15 protein-coding genes are annotated in these 17,669 nt (G+C 68.5%); 2 read left to right on the top strand and 13 right to left on the bottom strand.

Annotation, left to right across the window (positions count from 1 at the left end; genetic code table 11):
* Positions 1-13: 13 nt before the first annotated feature.
* The 4 genes from ILP86_RS15100 to ILP86_RS15085 form a co-directional block, all read right to left on the bottom strand.
* Positions 14-439, bottom strand: a complete 426-nt coding sequence (locus ILP86_RS15100) for a YciI family protein (RefSeq protein WP_058632653.1) — start codon at positions 437-439, stop codon at positions 14-16.
* A gap of 139 nt (positions 440-578) precedes the next feature.
* Positions 579-1,967, bottom strand: coding sequence for a glycosyltransferase (locus ILP86_RS15095; protein ID WP_193762340.1), 1,389 nt, complete (start codon positions 1,965-1,967; stop codon positions 579-581).
* Positions 1,968-1,975: 8 nt separating this feature from the next.
* Complete coding sequence (gene guaA, locus ILP86_RS15090; protein WP_058632651.1) at positions 1,976-3,562, bottom strand: glutamine-hydrolyzing GMP synthase; 1,587 nt, start codon at positions 3,560-3,562, stop codon at positions 1,976-1,978.
* Positions 3,559-4,071, bottom strand: coding sequence for a DUF3817 domain-containing protein (locus tag ILP86_RS15085; protein WP_021198891.1), 513 nt, complete (start codon positions 4,069-4,071; stop codon positions 3,559-3,561). Before ILP86_RS15085 ends, guaA begins: the two co-directional genes overlap by 4 nt.
* Before the next feature lie 118 nt (positions 4,072-4,189).
* On the opposite strand from ILP86_RS15085, the gene ILP86_RS15080 reads away from it, so the two are divergent.
* Positions 4,190-4,813 carry a glyoxalase gene (locus ILP86_RS15080; RefSeq protein WP_193762339.1) on the top strand — a complete coding sequence of 208 codons (624 nt, stop codon included), beginning with the start codon at positions 4,190-4,192 and terminating at the stop codon, positions 4,811-4,813.
* Positions 4,814-4,822: 9 nt separating this feature from the next.
* On the opposite strand, the gene ILP86_RS15075 is transcribed toward ILP86_RS15080, so the two are convergent.
* From ILP86_RS15075 to ILP86_RS15055, 5 genes are all read right to left on the bottom strand, one after another.
* Positions 4,823-6,097 carry a HipA domain-containing protein gene (locus tag ILP86_RS15075; protein ID WP_193762338.1) on the bottom strand — a complete coding sequence of 425 codons (1,275 nt, stop codon included), beginning with the start codon at positions 6,095-6,097 and terminating at the stop codon, positions 4,823-4,825.
* Positions 6,094-6,375, bottom strand: a complete 282-nt coding sequence (locus ILP86_RS20025) for a helix-turn-helix domain-containing protein (RefSeq protein ID WP_058632649.1) — start codon at positions 6,373-6,375, stop codon at positions 6,094-6,096. Before ILP86_RS20025 ends, ILP86_RS15075 begins: the two co-directional genes overlap by 4 nt.
* 174 nt (positions 6,376-6,549) lie before the next feature.
* Positions 6,550-11,169 (bottom strand): ExeM/NucH family extracellular endonuclease, encoded by a 4,620-nt coding sequence (locus ILP86_RS15065; RefSeq protein WP_193762337.1) that lies wholly within the window; start codon positions 11,167-11,169, stop codon positions 6,550-6,552.
* 236 nt (positions 11,170-11,405) lie between these two features.
* Positions 11,406-12,167, bottom strand: coding sequence for an SURF1 family protein (locus ILP86_RS15060; protein WP_193762363.1), 762 nt, complete (start codon positions 12,165-12,167; stop codon positions 11,406-11,408).
* Positions 12,168-12,226: 59 nt separating this feature from the next.
* A complete protein-coding gene (locus tag ILP86_RS15055) occupies positions 12,227-13,342 on the bottom strand; it encodes a GuaB3 family IMP dehydrogenase-related protein (RefSeq protein WP_046748792.1) in 1,116 nt (371 codons plus the stop codon).
* Between the two features lie 73 nt (positions 13,343-13,415).
* On the opposite strand from ILP86_RS15055, the gene ILP86_RS15050 reads away from it, so the two are divergent.
* Complete coding sequence (locus ILP86_RS15050) at positions 13,416-14,501, top strand: FAD-dependent oxidoreductase (protein WP_193762336.1); 1,086 nt, start codon at positions 13,416-13,418, stop codon at positions 14,499-14,501.
* 55 nt (positions 14,502-14,556) lie between these two features.
* Here the strand turns inward: ILP86_RS15050 and ILP86_RS15045 are convergent, their stop codons facing one another.
* The 4 genes from ILP86_RS15045 to ILP86_RS15030 all read right to left on the bottom strand — a co-directional run bounded on the left by ILP86_RS15045 (position 14,557) and on the right by ILP86_RS15030 (position 17,650).
* Positions 14,557-16,245, bottom strand: coding sequence for an ABC-F family ATP-binding cassette domain-containing protein (locus tag ILP86_RS15045; protein ID WP_082738594.1), 1,689 nt, complete (start codon positions 16,243-16,245; stop codon positions 14,557-14,559).
* Between the two features lie 140 nt (positions 16,246-16,385).
* On the bottom strand, positions 16,386-16,937 hold the full coding sequence (locus ILP86_RS15040) for an OsmC family protein (protein ID WP_061018590.1): 552 nt from the start codon (positions 16,935-16,937) through the stop codon (positions 16,386-16,388).
* Between the two features lie 102 nt (positions 16,938-17,039).
* A complete protein-coding gene (locus ILP86_RS15035) occupies positions 17,040-17,405 on the bottom strand; it encodes a type II toxin-antitoxin system VapC family toxin (RefSeq protein WP_113681647.1) in 366 nt (121 codons plus the stop codon).
* A complete protein-coding gene (locus ILP86_RS15030) occupies positions 17,402-17,650 on the bottom strand; it encodes an AbrB/MazE/SpoVT family DNA-binding domain-containing protein (RefSeq protein ID WP_058633239.1) in 249 nt (82 codons plus the stop codon). Before ILP86_RS15030 ends, ILP86_RS15035 begins: the two co-directional genes overlap by 4 nt.
* Positions 17,651-17,669: the final 19 nt, after the last annotated feature.

Here is a 17,669-nt window from a genome sequence, read left to right as displayed (position 1 = left end):
CGCTGCTCGTCCGTCACTGCTGCGCGCGCTGCTCTGCGTCCTCGCGCCAGCCCGCTTCCTTCTGGATCCACTCGTTGTCGGCGGGGAAGTCCTCGACGCCGGTCACGCGACGCACCTCGAGGTACGACCCTCGTCCGAGAGGAGCACGGCTCGCCCACTCCGCTGCCTCTTCGCGCGTGGGGACCTCGATGATCCAGAAGCCGTTGAAGAGCTCTTTGGTCTCGCCGTAGGGGCCGTCGGTGATCAGCGGCTTCTCGGCGCTGAAGTCGACGACGAAGCCCTCGGCTGCGTCGGTCAGTCCCTCACCGGCCACGAGCACACCGGCCTTGATCATGGATTCGTTGTACTTGCCCATGGCCTCGATGACCTGGTCGAAGGGCATCTCCTTGTACGCCTCCACAGCCTCGTCGGTCGCGCGCATGATGAGCATGAACTTCATGGTGTTCTCCTTGTTCGATGGGCCGTCTCTCGACCCTCTCATCTAGGACGTCGAACGGGAACGCCGCGGATCGACATCGTTCCGGAATTCTCTCCGAGAAATTCTGTCCGAGCGACGGAGAAGCTCTGGTCTCGGGAAGTCAGGCGCGACGGGACGGGCGCGTGGCGGCTTCGGCGATCACTGCCGTGAGGGCGTCGAGCGAGCGCTGCGGGCTCCACGCGGCCGCGACCGACGGCGCTTCGGCGCTCAGAGCCGCAAGTCGATCGGGGTCTGTGAGCAGTGCGCGGATCGCCTGTCCCAGCGCCTCGACGTCACCGCTCGGCACCAGAACGCCACCGCCCAGTTCCAGGACATCGCGGATACCGTACCGGGCGTCGTAGGACACCACCGGGGCACCGTGCAGGAGCGCCTCGACGATCGACAGCGGCTGTCCCTCGAAGGCGGTCGCGGTGACGATCATCGCGGCTCGATCGAGAACGGTTCCCGGTGAATCCGTGTAACCGGCGAGGAGCACACGATCTCCCGCATCGAGCTCCGCGATCAACGCGCGCAGCCGCTCCTCCTCCGGGCCGCCGCCCCAGATCTCCATGCGGGTACCAGGCACGTCGGCCGCGAGGAAGGCGCGGATCGCGTGATCGACGCGCTTTCCGGGGGCGAGGCGCCCCAGCACGACCACGAGGCCCTCCTCGCGCAGGTCGTCGCTACGGTCAACCGGAGCGATGGGGTTCGGCACCAGGACGTGTCGAGCCGATGCACCGAAGCGCGACACGACGTCATCTCGCTGCGTGGCGGTCGGCCAGATCACGGCGTCGAACCGGTCGGCCAGCCGGAACCACCGTGTCCAGAGCGTGTTCATCGGGGCATCAGGCGTGTACGGCGCCTCCACGTGCATGGTGTGGATCGTGTGCAGGATGCGCACGCGCGGGTCGGACCAGTCCGCGAAGAGCTCGCCGAGCTGCCTGGACTCGCAGATCACGATGATCCGACGGTCGCCGAAGGCCGCGGTCACGTGGTCGAGCCAGGCCCGATAGAGGCCGCGGAAGCCGTGCAGCGCTCCCGTCACCTGGCCCGCGGCGTCGTAGACGAGCACGGGCTCCTCGCTCAGATGCCAGTCCGGGTTGCCCGGGATCACCGGCAGCGCCGCGAACGATCGCCCCTCGGCATCCGTGAGCACCCGGTACTCCACATCGGGATCGGCGCTCACCGCGGGATCGGCGGCTGTCCGCAGCCAATCGGCCGCTCCCCCGCCGGAAGCCGTGGCCTCGTCGAACAGGTTGCGCATCCGCGAGGAGTCGACGAGCGCACCCTGCTCCACGAACGTCTGCCGGTGCGCGGCATGGTCGGCCGCGGTTCCCGGGTCGAACGTGAGCAGCTGCGGGCCCGATCCGTCGGCCACACCGGCGCTCGCGAGCTGGCGGGCACGGGCCAGCGTCGCGATCGTGTATCCGCCGTCCATACCGGGGATGAGCCGACTGGACAGCACCAGATACTCGGCGTCGGGAAGTGCCGGCGCCGCGTCGGGGAGCATCGTGCTCCCTACTCCCACTCGATCGTCCCCGGCGGCTTCGACGTGACGTCGAGCACGACGCGGTTGACGTCGCGGACGCCGTTCGTGATGCGGTTGGAGATCTTCGACAGCACGTCGTACGGCAGGCGCGTCCAGTCGGCCGTCATGGCGTCTTCACTCGACACCGGGCGCAGCACGATCGGGTGACCGTAGGTGCGACCGTCACCCTGCACGCCCACCGAGCGCACGTCGGCCAGGAGCACGACCGGGCACTGCCAGATCTCCTGGTCGAGGCCGGCCTTGGTCAGCTCCTCGCGGGCGATGGCGTCGGCCTCACGCAGAATCTCGAGACGGTCAGCGGTGACCTCACCGATGATCCTGATGCCGAGGCCGGGCCCCGGAAACGGCTGGCGTCCGACGATCGCCTCGGGGATGCCCAGCTCGCGGCCGATCGCACGCACCTCGTCCTTGAACAGGGCGCGCAGCGGCTCGATGAGCTCGAAGTCGAGGTCGTCCGGGAGACCGCCCACGTTGTGGTGCGACTTGATGTTCGCGGTGCCCGCACCGCCGCCCGACTCGACGACGTCGGGGTAGAGCGTGCCCTGCACGAGGAACTTCACCGGAGCACCGCCCGAGGCCTTGGCCTCAGCAACGAGGTCGAGCTGCACCTTCTCGAACGCGCGGATGAACTCGCGGCCGATGATCTTGCGCTTCTCCTCGGGGTCGGTCACACCCTGGAGGTGACCGAGGAACGTGTCGGCGGCATCGACCGTGATGAGGCGCACACCGGTGGATTCGACGTAGTCCTTCTCGACCTGCTCGCGCTCGCCCTTGCGGAGAAGCCCGTGGTCGACGAAGACGGCCGTGAGCTGGTCGCCGATGGCCTTGTGCACGAGAGCGGTCGAGACCGCGGAATCGACGCCACCGGAGAGCGCGGAGATGACGCGGGCGTCACCCACCTGCTCCCGGATGCGCTCGATCTGCTCGGCGATCACGTTGCCGCTGTTCCAGTCCGAGGCGAGTCCGGCACCCTTGTGGAGGAAGTTCTCCAGCACACGCTGGCCATGGTCGGAGTGCTTGACCTCGGGGTGCCACTGCACACCGTAGAAACCGCGCTCGGGGTTCGCGAATGCGGCGACCTTGGTCGCTTCCGTCGTCGCGAGCACCTCGAAGCCGTCGGGGGCCTTGGCCACCTGGTCGCCGTGGCTCATCCAGACGTTCTGCTGCACCGGCTGGCCGCCGAGCAGCGTGCCGCCGTCGCCCGTGATGACGGCGTCCGTCGCGCCGTACTCGCGCAGACCGGTGTTCGCGACCTCGCCGCCCAGTGTCTGGGCCATGTACTGGAAGCCGTAGCAGATGCCGAGAGTCGGGACACCGAGATCGAAGACCGCGGGGTCGAGCTTGGGGGCACCCTCCTCGTACACCGACGACGGTCCGCCGGAGAGGATGATCGCGACCGGGTTCTTCGCGGCGATCTCCTCTGCCGTGGCGGTGTGCGGCACGATCTCGCTGTACACACCCGCCTCACGGACGCGACGGGCGATCAGCTGCGCGTACTGCGCGCCGAAGTCGACGACGAGCGCAGGACGCTGCTGGGTCTCGGACTGTTCGGTCAACGGACACCTTCCGGGGCGGGGGCGGAGGCCTCGGCGGCCTCCCTGGTGGCGAGATAGGTCTTGACTTCACGGGCGACGACCGCCTCCATGAAGAACGACAGCAGCGGCACGACGCCGCCGAGCGCGAGGAGGATGAAGCGCGGGAAGCGCCAGCGCATCAGGCTCCACATGCGGAAGCACGCGAAGAGGTACACGACATAGAACCAGCCGTGCGCCACGAGGATGAACAGCGACAGGTTGAAGCCGTCACCCAGAGACGTCATCTCGCAGGAGTTCGTCATGGGGGCGAACAGCGACCACCACTGGCAGTCGGGACCGGCGAGCACGCCGGCGAACCAGAGCGGACCCCCGGAGCCGCCCATGAAGAGCTCGAGATGGATCGGCGTGTACTTCAGCACCATCTCGGTCAACAGCAGGAGCAGCATGACACCTGTGATGATCGACGCGATCTGGTAGAACTTCAGCGCACCGCGGATCGCCGGAAAGCTGGCGACTTTCGGTTCGGGCATGCGTCCAGTCTAGCCGCCGGGAAATCGTGACGAATCCGGCAGCGGCGTCCGGGAGAGGGCGATGCATCGGTCAGGAATCGAGAAGCGGCCGGAAGGTCACGGTCGTAGCGTCTTCGACATGAACACGACCATCGATTCCCTCACCCTCGACGTCCCGGATGTGGACGCCGCCCGCTCCTTCTACGCGGAGGCGTTCGACCTGGGCGACCGCCTGCGGTTCCGCGCCGCGGATGCCCCCTCCTCCGGCTTCCGCGGCTACACGCTGTCGCTCGTCGTCTCGCAGCCCGCGAACGTGCACGCGCTCGTCGATGCGGCCGTCGCCGCTGGGGCCACCGTGATCAAGCCCGTATCGAAGTCGCTCTGGGGCGTCGGCGGCACGATGCAGGCACCCGACGGTGCCATCTGGAAGGTCGCCACCTCGGCGAAGAAGGACACCGCTCCCCCGAGTCGCACGGTGGACGAGATCGTGCTGCTGCTCGGTGCGGAGGACGTGGTGGCCTCGAAGACCTTCTACGCAGATCGCGGCATCCCGGTCGGCAAGAGCTTCGGGCGCAGCTACGTGCAGTTCGACACCGGCGGGAGTCCCATCGGACACGGTCTGTACCGGCACGCGTCACTCGCCAAGGATGCGGGCGTTCCGGCAGAAGGCACCGGCTCGCACCGACTCACGGTCAACGGCGTGCTCGGCGCGGCCGTCGACCCCGACGGCTTCGTGTGGGCACCCGTCGCGGTGAGCGCCTAGGCGACGCGTTCACCACCCGTGATGGCGAGCGCGCTCCTCGACGGCCTCTACGAGCCGATCGGCGTAGTCCAGTCCGTCGTCGTCCGCTAGGAGGTCGGCGCGCGCGGCCACGAAGGCGGCGGAGACCCCGCCGCGGATTCGCTCGACGGCATCCCGTGCCGCCTGCGCCTCGACTCCGAGCGTTTTGGCCGCTTTCAACCAGTGCGTCATCCCAATGCGTGCCATCACGCGCTCGCCTCCGATGGACACCGCAGAGGGCATCGGCTGATCCCCTCGGTAGAGCGCGTTGCTTCCGAGGTCGTAGAGAGGCGCCAACCTCATCTGCGTCCCCGAATGGATGACGGAGTAATTCTTGGCATGTGCATCGGTGTTCGCCGCGGCGCAGGTGAAGACGAGCGCTTCGAACAGCTCGTTCGCCGCGCGCCGCTGCTCGGACGGGGCGAACGCCCGCACCACCCGAGCGAACTTCTCCAGCCCGGGGCCACCGTCGGATTGGTACTTGAGCGCGGGGTCGACGCTGAGTGCCTGCGCGAAATCCTCCTGATGGAGCCGGTGGAGCCGATCACCGGCTTGGACACGGTCATAGCGCTTCGCGACGAAGACGAAGTCGCCGCGGTCCGTGACCATGAGCCCGTGGTCGGCGACCCGCAACCCCAGACGACGCCCAGCTCTCATGGTCAGAAACTCGTTGACGTCGTGACGGCCACCACGCGCTGCGGGCTTCAGGATGTGGGTGGTCGGCGTCGAATCCCGCGGAACACCCCATTGGCCGTCGTCTGAACGGTACAGCGCAAGCTTCGGCTGCGCACCGGCGAGGCTCCAACGGAACTCGTCGTACCTCTCGGACCAATTCCCTGCGGAATCGACCACGGAGGCGACGAGTTCGCCGAGGTCGTCGATGTAATGCACGTCACCCGTGCGCGCCGCAGCGTCGTCGGACGCTTCGCCCGGAGGCAACAGCTGGAGCGCACCGGCCGTATCACGTCCGACATGGCGGAGGAGACCCATCGGGTTCCGGGAACTCGTGTGATGCGCAGCAGCGATGGCCTCCAGAGTTGCGGGGTTGTCGCTCAGCAACCCCTGCAGGAACGGTCGTGCCACCCGGTTGCCGTACTCCGCACCGGCCACGAGTGGCATCGAGATCGAGAGTGGCGTCGCCACGGGCGACAGATCGTCGTCATACGCGAAGCTGATCGCGCCATGCGCATTCTGAGTGAACAGGCCGGTGCGCTGACCATCGACGAACGCGACCAGATCGCCCTGCGCAGAGGATGCGGCGTTCATCTCCCGCCCTCCTCCTCGCTCCACAAGGCACTGAGATCGAACGAGGAATCGCCTTTTGCGTGCTCCTGGACGTTCAGCTGCAGTCCGAGAGACTCCACCACATGCAGAACCCGGCGAAGCGTCGGGTTGTCGAGGCGCCCAGTCTCCAGCTTCACCAACCATGGCCTATCGACGTCCGCCCGCTCAGCAAGCTCCGTCTGACTCCAGCCTCGACGCAGACGCGCGCTTCTCAGAACGGCCCCGAGCTGTCGCGCTGAGTGGAATGGTTGACTCTCCATGACACCTCCATGCTGTGTGTTTAAAAACACTATCGCCTATGTGTCGTAAAAGTAACACTTGGCCTAGTGCGTTTGAACACACTTCTCGGCCTGTGGTCTGGAACACACAATCGGGCGAGGAGACGACGAAGGCCGCCGGGATCACTCCCGACGGCCTTCGCCTGTGTCATCCGGTCAGAACCACCGGGTCAGCAGCTCCCAGAGCCAGTCGAGGATCGCACCGATGATCCCGCCTGCCCGGTTGACGGTGACCGTCGCGGTCGCCGCGTCCCCGTCCGCCTGCGATGCGGCGACGGTGTACTTGCCGGACGGAGCGCTCTTCGGCACGGTGACCGACGTGCTGAAGGTGCCGTCTTCGCCGACCTGGACGGTGCCGACCTGCACCGGCTTGCCCTTCTTCGGACGCAGTTCGATGCTCACGGTCTCGCCGGGCACGTAGCCCTCACCGGTGACCTTGAGGCTCTTGCCCGCGGTCACCTTGGACGAGCCGAGGGCGATCGTGCCGGCGAACGCCTCTTCGCCCGCGATCGTGAACGGCACCTGCACCGTGGTTCCGGTACCGGCGACGGCCACCGTGAGCACCTGCTCACCGAAGACACCGGACGGGACCGTGAAGGTCAGGCTGGCGCGCCCACCCTCGTCGGTGGTGTCGACGACCGCGGGGTCGACCGCACCGGCTGCGAGCTGCGTGCCACCGAGCGACAGCGTCACCTCGCCCGGAGCCGGCTCACCGGCGCTGAACGCCAGCGAGGAGAGCGACACGGTCACCTGGTCGCCGGCGCTGTAGCCGTCGGCATCCGCCGGGCTGACCGCCACGCCGACCGCGCGCTGGGCGTAGTCGGGGCTCGCGGTCTTGTTCGCGTCGAACCAGTCGACCATGGACTGCAGGTCGACCTTGCCGGTGTCGCGCTTACCCGTGCCCTCCTTGAAGGTGAAGAAGTTGTCTCCACCCGCCGCGAGGAACGAGTTGGCTGCGACCGTGTAGTTCGCAGCCGGGTCGAGCGCCGCACCGTTGAGCGTGATCGAGGTGATCCGCGAACCCTGCGCCGCGGCGGGGTCGTAGGTGTAGACCAGCCCCTTCGAGACGCCGAGCTTCAGGAACGGACGAGCCGAACCGGCCGGCTGCCACTGCTCCTCGAGAACACCCTTCAGCTGCGCACCCGTGAGCGTCAGCGTCACCAGCGTGTTGGCGAACGGCTGGACCGTCGCCGCCTCGCGGTAGGTGACGTTGCCCGCCGGATCGTTCGCGCCCGCCGAGGCGTACGTGAGGTTGGCACGGATGCCACCCGGGTTCATGATCGCCACATCGGCGCCCGTGGACCACTTCTGCACGTCGGCGACGAAGTTGCCGATGGTGGACTCGCCACCGCGGTTCTCCGACCCGTTCGTCTGACGTGCGCGGTTGAAGTCGGCGGTGATGTCTCCGACCTTGATCGCACCCAGCACATCGGCCTCGGCCTTCGCCTGGTCGACGATCGCCTGCACCTCGGGCACGGCTGGGTATAGCGGCTTGCCCGCAGCGGTGAGGGGCTTGATCTCGTTGGTGATCGAGATCAGGTCCTTCGTCTTCGGGTCGACCTTGATGTTCATCAGGCCCAGGTTCTCGCCGTACTGCCCCGCGGAGACCACCGGGCGGCCGTCGATCACGTGGTTGTAGGCGAGGTGGGTGTGCGCCGAGACGATCGCGTCCACGTCGCCGTCGACCCCGTAGACGATCTCGCCGAGAGGCGAGTCCGGGGTGATGCTGGAGACGGCGGTGCTGGATGCGCCCTCGTGCACGAGCAGGATGACGACATCCGCCTCACCGTTGGACTCGTCGCCGTCGCGCAGGTCGTCGGCCACCGCGTTCACGGAGTCGACGATGCTGCGGACCTCGAGGTCCTTGATGCCCTCGGGCGAGACGAGCGAATCGAGGTCTTCGGTGACCGCCCCGACGAAACCGACTCGCACCCCGTCAAGCTCCTTCACCCATGCCGGTGCGAGCGCGGGCTCGCCGGTCTCGGTGACGAACACGTTCGAGGAGATGTACTCCCAGTCCGCGCGGTCCTGCACACGGTCGCGGAGGTCGGCCCAGCCCTGATCGAACTCGTGGTTGCCCGCCGCGCTGACGTCGAGGCCGGCCGCGTTGAGCGCGTCGATCGTGGGGTTGTCGTCGTTGATGAACGAGGTGAACGTCGATGCGCCGATCAGGTCACCGGCACCGGCGAAGATCGTGTTCGGGTTCGCCTCACGGAACTGCTTGACAGCCCCGGCCAGGACCGCTGCGCCGGCAGCGGCGCCGTCGGCCTCGATCCGACCGTGGAAGTCGTTCACGGTGACGACGTCGATGCTCACCGGCGGGATCTCCGAGGAGACGCCGACGATGATCGGGTCGTGGTCGCTGGAGCGGTAGGGCGTGCCCTGCTCGGTCGCGCCGAAGGCGTAGCCGCGGTCGCTCCACTCGGGCGAGTTGATGCCCCACACCCCGGCGCCGGTGATCGACGAGGCGAGTGACGGGGACGCGATCACGTGGTCGAGCGAGCCGAGCTCGCCGTCGAACGAGTACGTGTACTGGCCGGAGGCCTTGTCGGCGACGAGGTCGCTCCACCCGTTCGAGGTGAACACGTCGATCGGGTCTTCCTTGCCGTAGGCGTTGAAGTCGCCGATCAGCAGCATGTCGCCACTGCCGGTGGTCTCCTCGAGCTGAGCGGTGAAGGCGAGGATCGCGTTCGCCTGCTTCACGCGGTCGGCGTTGAAGAAGCCCTGGCCGTCGGCCGGCTCGGCGCCTGCGCCCTCGGGCGGCGACTTCGACTTCAGGTGGTTCGCGACGACCGTGACGACACGGCCGTCGATGTCGAACGCCTGCGCGATCGGCTCACGGGCGTTGCCCCACACGGTCTCATCGGTGACCGTGATGCTGTCGCCGACCCGCTTGACCGCGTCCTTCTTGTAGATGATCGCGTTGGTGATGAAGTCGGTCGTCGCCGCGTTGTTCAGGGCTGCGGGCGTGGGTACGTAGCCCCACACGTCGCTCCCGGCGTCGGCGTTGAGCCCGGCGACCAGGTCTTTGAGGGCCGTGTCGATGGGCTTGCCCAGCTTCACCGAGTTCTCGATCTCCATGAGCGAGACGATCTCGGCGTCGAGCCCGTTGATCGCCGCGACGATCTTGGACTTCTGGATCGCGAACTGCGCCGCGTTCGCCGCGCCTCGGGCGCTGGAGTTCTCGCTCTTCAACGTCGTGAAGTAGTTGTAGACGTTGAAGGACGCGACCTGGACGTCGCCGCCCACGGTCGGTGCACTCTCGGTGCGCGGGTTCGTCGCCTCGAAACCGACCTTGAGGTCGGCGGACGAGGAGTCGTCGATCGGGACGACCGGCTGCAGGCGCCAGTCGTTGAAGCCCCACTGCAGCACGTAGCCGTTGTCGCCGAAGTCGACGGTGTCGCCGTTGCGGACCACCGTGTCCTTCGTGAAGTACGGCTGCTGTCCCGGGTGACCGCTGTTGGTGACCTGGATCGACCAGCCGTCATCCAGCAGGATGCGGTTCGCGCGGTTCGCTGCGGCGATCGCGGCGGCCTGATCACCGGGTCGCGTGGTCTCGGTGCTCTTCACCGCGAGCGCGTCGCCGGCGTTGAGCCAGAGCGCTCCGAAGTTGAACAGCTGGTGGCTCGAAGCCAGGCGATAGGTGCCTTCCGGGGCCACGTACATGTTCTCGTACTGCTCACGGTCGGTGCCCTGCACCGTGGCGGGCAGCGGGGTGACGGCGGGAACTCCGACGCCGGCGGTGACGACCGAGACGTCGGCCGCTGCCGCCGGGTTGATCTGCGTCTGGCCGAAGTACTCGCTCACCGAACCCGTCACCGAGACGAGGTCGCCGATCGCGAGGGTCGGGGTCAGCGCGTTCAAGAAGACGAACACACCGTCGGACGCACCGGGAGTCGCATCGGTCGTGCCGCCGGACCCCTGTGTCTGGATCACGATGCCCTTGTACCCGCCGGTGCGGTAGTCGGCCGTGACGACGCCCTCGACCTGCACGGTCTGGCCGTTCAGCGGCGAGACGTCGGTGGTGCCCTGAACCTCGGCGATCGTCGCCTTCTTCGGATCGGTGCCGGGGCCGGGGCCGGGGTCGACGCCGCCCGAGTTCGTCGGCGTGATGGCGGCGGAGAGCGTGAAGTCGGCACTGTTGACGTCGGTGTCGACACCGCCGGTGCGGTTGAGCGACTTGACGTCGGTGTTGCCGGCGGGTGCGGTCGCCGCCGCACCCTCGAACGTGTTGGACGTGCCGTAGCCGAGCAGGTCGACGACGCCGTCGACGCCCACGACCGAGCCGGGAGTGAGACTCACCGCCGCCGTACCCTCGACGAGCGCGAGCGTGCCGTTGGTGCCGCTCGGGGTCAGAGCGCTGACGGCATCAGGGGTCGGAAGCTCCGCACCGTTCGCGCCGTTGCTGTTGCCCTGCACCAGGTAGTAACCGCCGGCGGGGATCACACCGGTGAGCGGAGCGACGCCGTTGAAGGCGGCCGACCCGGTGGCGGACCGGTACTGCAGCGACATCCCGTCGAGCGTGACCGGAGCCGAGGTGGGGTTGTAGAGCTCGACGAACTTGTTCTTGAAGGCCGCGCCCGCGCTGCCGCCGGAGAGGTAGGCCTCGTTGATCACCACCCCCGTGCCCGTGGTGTCGGCTGTGGCGGGAACCGCAGCCAGCGAGCCGAGGCTCAATGCGGCGACGCAGGTCACGGCGAGAGCGCCGATGCGCCCCCGACTTCTACGGTGCGAGACGGGAGCCACGCGGTTCTCGTCATCTGGAGCGGACATCATCGGTGCTGTCTCCTCGGTCGGGTTCGACACTTCTCAGGGCTGTCACGGCACACAGGGGAAACTCCCAGCGTGCTCACATGGTGCGAGCATACGGAGCGGTCCGGACATCCTCAACGGAGTTTTCCGATTCGTCATCGAGCGCTCACCGGATGGCCGGAAGCACCCCTGACGAAGGTCACTACCGACGCACGCGAGCACGCAATTGCGCACCGCTGGGCGCGCGGATGCGCGTCCGATCAGACGACTGCGCCTTCTCCGGCCCGGTCTTCGAACTCCTCGACCTCGCGCTCCCAGGCATCCTTCGCCAGTCGGTACCAGAGGTAGAACGCGAAACCGGCGAAGATGGCCCACTCGACGGCATAGAACACGTTGAGCCAGTTGACGGGAGAAAGCTCATCGGGCGCGGGGGACGAGATGTCGACCAGCCCGGCCGTCGCGGTCGTCGAGGCGAGGTACGGACGGTAGACGTCGAGCTCCTCGATGTCGTGCCAGCGGCTGAGGAGCGCGGCGGGTGACATGCGGTCCAGTCGCTGCGGGTCGGCGTGCGGAGGCACCCTGGGGCCCTCGTCCGAGATGATGCGCCCGGTGATCTCGACCTCGGAGCCGTCAGCGGCAGCCTCGAGCTCTTCGACAGCCGCCTCGGCCGACTCCGGATCCGGTGCCCAGCCGACCGCGACGGCGATCGAGGTCCGGTCGGCCACCCGCAGCTGGCCGGTGACCCAATACCCCTCGACATTGTCGTTGAAACGGCTCGCCACGACGATGAAGTCGCCGGGAACCCAGGTGCCCGCGGTCTGGACCCGCTGGCCCACGAGCGGTTCCGGCAGATACTCCCCCGGCTGGAGCACATCCTCGAGCTGCTGCACCTGCTCGGTGGCGCCAGGGGCCGGCGGATCGGTCTCGATCGCACGTTCCAGCTGCCACTGACCGAGCCAGGCGAACACCCCGGCCACCAGGAGGCAGAGCAGGAGCATGCCGATCCAGCGTCCCCTGAGCATGACCTCGCGGAGAGTCGGGGGGAAGAGTGCAGGAGTGGTCACGGTGACGCGCAGGACCCTCAGGCCTCGTAGGGCGCCAGCACGACCTCGACCCGCTGGAACTCCTTGAGGTCGGAGTACCCGGTGGTCGCCATCGACTTGCGCAGCGCGCCGATGAGGTTGGCGGTGCCGTCGGCGACGGGCGCCGGTCCGTACAGGATCTCCTCGAGCGTGCCGATGCCACCCACCTCGACGCGGTGCCCGCGCGGGAGCTTCGGGTGATGCGCTTCAGGTCCCCAGTGGAACCCGCGTCCCGGCGCATCGGTCGCACGAGCGAGCGCGACGCCGAGCATGACGGCGTCTGCGCCCATCGCGAGAGCCTTGACGATGTCGCCGGACGTGCCGACGCCACCGTCGGCGATGACGTGCACGTAGCGCCCACCGGACTCGTCGAGGTAGTCGCGGCGCGCAGCGGCGACGTCGGAGACCGCTGTCGCCATCGGGGCGTGGATGCCGAGGGTGGCCCGCGTCGTCGAGGCCGCTCCCCCGCCGAAGCCGACGAGCACGCCCGCAGCCCCCGTGCGCATCAGGTGGAGGGCTGCCGTGTAGGTCGCAGCTCCTCCCACGATGACCGGCACATCGAGGTCGTAGATGAACTTCTTGAGGTTCAGGGGCTCGGCAACGCTCGACACGTGCTCGGCAGAGACCGTGGTCCCCCGGATCACGAACAGGTCGACACCTGCGGCGGCGACGGTGTCGTAGAACTCCTGCGTGCGCTGCGGCGTGAGGGAGCCGGCCACGGTGACGCCCGCCTCGCGGACCTCGGCGAGGCGACGGGTGATGAGCTCGGGCTTGATCGGCTCCGAGTAGAGCTCCTGCATGCGGACCGTCGCCTTGGTGTCGTCGAGACCTGCGATCTCCGCCAGCAGCGGCTCGGGGTTCTCGTAGCGTGTCCAGAGCCCCTCGAGGTCGAGCACTCCGAGGCCGCCGAGCTGGCCGAGCATGATCGCCGTCTGAGGGCTCACGACCGAGTCCATCGGCGCGCCCAGCACCGGGATCTCGAACCCGAAGGCGTCGATCGTCCAGGCGGTCGACACGTCCTCCGGGTTGCGCGTGCGCCGCGAGGGCACCACCGCGATGTCATCGAACGTGTACGCGCGACGTGCACGCTTTCCTCGGCCGAGCTCGATCTCCATGGTCACCCCTCCAGCCTACCCGGCAGGCGGAGCCGCCCGTGCTGGGAGACTGGAGGCGAGACCGGGAGGCACCATGAGGATCGAGCATGTCGACGTGGTCGTGGTGGGCGGCGGGGTCATGGGGTTGGCGACGGCCTGGGCCCTCGTGCGTCGAGGACTCAGACCGGTCGTGCTGGAGAGATTCGCCCGCGGTCACCGTGAGGGCGCATCGCACGGTGCGACCCGCAACTTCAACAACGCCTACGACGAGGAGCATTACCTCGACCTGCTCATGCGCGCCCGTCAAGGGTGGGACGCCCTCGGGTCGGTCGGCGGCGAGTCTCTCCTTCGTCTGCACGGCCTCGTGACCCACGGCGACATCGACATCGCCGCCGTGCGGTCGGGCCTGGAGGACCGCGGCATCCCGAGTGCCGTCCTCTCGCCCGCCGAGGCGGGTGCCCGGTGGCCGGGAATGCGCTTCGGCGGCGACGTGCTGTGGTCGTCCGACGCCGGGGTCGTGCGCGCCGCCGAGGCACTGCGGGAGCTGGAGCGTCGCGTCGTCATCGGCGGCGGAGAAGTGCGCTGGAGCACCCCGGTCGAGCGCATCGAGGAGGACTCGGACGGCGTGGGGGTCAGCGTCGCCGAGGACATCCACCTGCGTGCCGAGACCGTCGTGGTGACGGCGGGAGCCTGGACGCGGACTCTGCTTCCGCACTTCGGCCTGCCGCGCCTCACCGTGACCGAGGAGACGCCGGCACACTTCCGGCCGCTCACGGACGCGCCGTGGCCCTCGTTCAACCACTACGTGCAGCCGGGGACCTACCCCGCGACCGTGTACGGCATGCCGACGCCAGGAGAGGGCGTGAAAGTCGGGTTCCACCGTGTCGGCGACGAGGTCGATCCCGATGCCCGCCCGCACCTGCCGACGCATCAGCGTGCGCTCTCGGACTACGTGCGGGAGCGGATGCCCGGCCTCGACCCGGCGGCGCCGGAACCGATCAGCTGCACGTACACCTCGACCGGCGACGGCGCCTTCGTGCTCGATCGCCTCGGCCGGATCGTGGTGGGCGCCGGGTTCTCCGGCCACGGCTTCAAGTTCGCTCCCGGCGTCGGCGGGGTCCTCGCCGACCTCGCGATCGACCCCGCCGCGCGCGCTGCCGCACCCTTCCGACTGCCCTGAGCGACCCGACTGTCCTGAGCGACACGGGAGCACGGCCCGTGTCCGCGGACGAACGTCAGCGCGAGCGCGCCACGCGCTTCTCGTCCCACACGGGCTCGTCGGACTCGTAGACCTCGCCGTCCGACCCGAACACCAGGAACCGGTCGAACGAACGGGCGAACCAGCGGTCGTGCGTGACCGCCAGTACCGTTCCCTCGAAGCGCGCGAGGGCCTGCTCCAGCGCCTCGGCCGATTCCAGGTCGAGGTTGTCGGTCGGCTCGTCGAGCAGCAGCAGCGTCGCCCCGGAGAGCTCCAGAAGGAGCACCTGGAACCGCGCCTGCTGTCCTCCCGACAGCGAGTCGAAGCTCTGCTGCGCCTGACGCACGAGACCGTAGCGGTCGAGTGCCGAACTCGCGGCGTCACGTGGCATACCCGCTCGGCGATCGTCCCCCCGATGCAGGATCTCTAGCAGCGTGCGGCCGACGAACTCGGGGTGCGCGTGCGTCTGCGCGAACAGGCCCGGCACCACCCTCGCTCCGAGCACGGCCGAGCCGGTGTGTTCGACAGCACTGAGCTGCTCACCCGTCGACGTCACGTGACCGAGCGTGGCGTCGGGGTCGGATCCACCGCGAGCGAGCAGGCGCAGGAAGTGCGACTTGCCTGACCCGTTCGACCCGAGCACGGCCACCCGGTCGCCGTACCAGACCTCCGCGTCGAAGGGCCGCATGAGACCCGTCAGCTCCAGGCGCTGCGCGACCACCGCCCGTTTGCCCGTGCGCGCGCCGCGCAGGCGCATGTCGAAGTCCTGGGCCGGCGGACGCTCCTCCGGGGGACCCGCTTCCTCGAACTTGCGCAGGCGTGTCTGCGCCGCCTGGTAGCGCGAGGCGAAGCCGTCGTTCGCCGAGGCCTTGACCTTGAGGTTGGCCACCAGGGTCCGCAGCTTCTCGTGCTGCTCGTCCCACCGTCTGCGCAGCTCGTCGAGCCGGTCCATCCGGTCGGTGCGAGCCTGATGGTAGGTGCCGAAGCCGCCGCCGTGCACCCAGGCCGTGGCCCCGGCGCCTCCGGGTTCGAGCGTGATGAGGCGGTCGGCCGCTCGAGCGAGCAGCTCACGGTCGTGCGACACGAGCAGCACGGTCTTGGGCGTCTGGCGCAGCTGATCCTCGAGCCAGCGCTTCGTCGGCACGTCGAGATAGTTGTCCGGCTCGTCGAGCAGCAGCACCTCGTCGGGTCCGCGCAACAGGGCCTCGAGCGCCAGGCGCTTCTGCTCGCCGCCGGAGAGCGTGGTGAGCTCGCGGTATCTTGCGCGCTCGAACGGGACGCCGAGCGCGGCGACCGTGCACTGGTCCCAGATCGTCTCGTGCTCGTATCCGCCGGCGTCCGCGTACTCGGCGATCGCCGATGCATAGGCCATCTGCGTATCGTGCTCGTCGCGTTCGATCAGCGCGTTCTCCGCGGTCTCGAGCGCCTCCGCAGCGACGCGGATACGTGTGGGAGCGACACGCACCAACAGCTGGTGCACGGTCTCGCCCGCTTCGCCGTGGCCGACGAACTGGTCCATGACGCCGAGTCCGCCGTCGATCGTCACGACGCCGTCATCAGCCGTCTGATCGCCGCGGATGATGCGCAGCATCGTCGTCTTGCCGGCGCCGTTCGGGCCGATCAGAGCGCTCGTCGAGCCCGCGCCGACCCGGAAGCTCGCCTCGTCGAGAAGCGGTCTGCCGTCTGGAAGCGTCAGGGAGACGCTGGATACATCGATGAAGCCCACGGTGCGTGGCCGTCCTTCCGCCCCGCACATGCCGAGCCGACCAGGATATCAGCAGGAGCGGTCACGGACCCAACGGGCCAGGTCACGGACGGAACGGGCCAGGTCGCAGACGACACCGGGCCGAAGACGCTGCGGACCGCTCAGACGAGAGCGCTCGACGTCGGTACGGGAGCGGCGAAGAGGTCGAGCACCGGGCAATGCGCATCGACGACGGCGCGCAGGTTCTCATACTCCTCCACGCTGTTCGGACCGGTGATGTCGACAGCCACGCGCACATCGTGGAATCCGGCGCGCCCCGACTCGTCGATGCCGAAGAGCTTGCGCACGTCGAGGTCGCCCTCGGCCGTGATCTCGATCGCGTCGATCGTGAGGCCGAGGGCCTGGGCGTAGAGCCGGTACACGACCACCTGGCACGAGACGAGCGCACCCAGTGCGTACTCGACCGGGCTGGCCGCGACGTCGTCCCCGGCGAGCGCACCCGGCTCGTCGACGAGGAAGCGGTGCGCGCCGGCCCGGATCTCGGTCGCGACCGAGCCGATTCCGCGTCCGCTGACGCGGTACGTCAATCGCGCGTTCGCTTCGTCCGCGGCGATCCGCTCGTTCCACGCCGATCCCGCGTCTGTGAGTCGCTGCGCGCGCTCGGCCGGGGTGACATCCGCGACACCGGCGAGCTGGTCCTGGAGAAGAGTCATGGCCCGACGGTAGCGATCGTCCGGTTCCCCGCGCCCGCCGCCCGTCATCGGGCTTCACACCGCGAAACGCAGCGTCACGACGCCGAGACCACGCCGGTGGTGTCAGCGCCGCAGCTGCTCGATGCGCTCGGACTCTCCCCACGCCCGGTCCGCCGTGAGAACAGGAAGATCGAGCCGTCGCGCAAGTGCGAGACACAGGCGGTCCCCCAGCGACAGCCCGCTTCCGCGCCTCCACGATTCCGCGGCGGCTTCCGCGTCGCGCTGGGACACCGGCTCGACCTTCAGCCGGTAGCTGAGCAACAAGCCGGAGGCGATGCCCCAGTCCGCTCCGGACGCGCGCACCTTCTGCGCGACCTCCGACCAGTTCGCGGCTCCGATCACGGAGTCGTCGAGGATCTCCTCGACGCGATCGGCGCCAGGCTCGCCCTGCAGGAAAGCGAGGAGAGCTGACGCGTCGACCACGATCACGCCGCTGCATCCTCGGAGTCCGCGGACCTCCGGCGCTCCGCGAGCAGCGACTCGAGAGCGCGCTTCCCCTCCAGCTGCGACCTGACGAGGGCCTTGGCCTGCTCCCTGGTGAGCAGGATCACGCCTCCTGACGTCTCGATCATGAGCAGCGGCACGCCCTGGTCCCAATGCTGACGGTCGCGGAGTTCGGCAGGGACCACGAGGCGACCACGATCACCCATCGGCGCAACGAATGTGGTATCCATCCTTCGACGATACCACCGC

Source organism: Microbacterium sp. R1 (assembly GCF_015159725.1).
Lineage (GTDB): Bacteria > Actinomycetota > Actinomycetes > Actinomycetales > Microbacteriaceae > Microbacterium > Microbacterium oxydans.
Note: the sequence above shows the minus strand (reverse complement) of the source record. Positions and strands in the feature narration are given on the sequence as shown.

What these genes read in the sequence shown, in the direction of transcription:
- ILP86_RS15075 (WP_193762338.1), bottom strand. Translation starts at nt 6,097, where the DNA reads ATGAACGCCGCATCCTCTGCGCAGGGCGATCTGGTCGCGTTCGTCGAT.
- ILP86_RS15085 (WP_021198891.1), bottom strand. Translation starts at nt 4,071, where the DNA reads ATGCCCGAACCGAAAGTCGCCAGCTTTCCGGCGATCCGCGGTGCGCTG.
- ILP86_RS15065 (WP_193762337.1), bottom strand. Translation starts at nt 11,169, where the DNA reads ATGATGTCCGCTCCAGATGACGAGAACCGCGTGGCTCCCGTCTCGCAC.
- ILP86_RS15095 (WP_193762340.1), bottom strand. Translation starts at nt 1,967, where the DNA reads ATGCTCCCCGACGCGGCGCCGGCACTTCCCGACGCCGAGTATCTGGTG.
- ILP86_RS20025 (WP_058632649.1), bottom strand. Translation starts at nt 6,375, where the DNA reads ATGGAGAGTCAACCATTCCACTCAGCGCGACAGCTCGGGGCCGTTCTG.
- ILP86_RS15060 (WP_193762363.1), bottom strand. Translation starts at nt 12,167, where the DNA reads ATGCTCAGGGGACGCTGGATCGGCATGCTCCTGCTCTGCCTCCTGGTG.
- ILP86_RS15080 (WP_193762339.1), top strand. Translation starts at nt 4,190, where the DNA reads ATGAACACGACCATCGATTCCCTCACCCTCGACGTCCCGGATGTGGAC.
- ILP86_RS15040 (WP_061018590.1), bottom strand. Translation starts at nt 16,937, where the DNA reads ATGACTCTTCTCCAGGACCAGCTCGCCGGTGTCGCGGATGTCACCCCG.
- ILP86_RS15030 (WP_058633239.1), bottom strand. Translation starts at nt 17,650, where the DNA reads ATGGATACCACATTCGTTGCGCCGATGGGTGATCGTGGTCGCCTCGTG.
- ILP86_RS15100 (WP_058632653.1), bottom strand. Translation starts at nt 439, where the DNA reads ATGAAGTTCATGCTCATCATGCGCGCGACCGACGAGGCTGTGGAGGCG.
- ILP86_RS15055 (WP_046748792.1), bottom strand. Translation starts at nt 13,342, where the DNA reads ATGGAGATCGAGCTCGGCCGAGGAAAGCGTGCACGTCGCGCGTACACG.
- ILP86_RS15050 (WP_193762336.1), top strand. Translation starts at nt 13,416, where the DNA reads ATGAGGATCGAGCATGTCGACGTGGTCGTGGTGGGCGGCGGGGTCATG.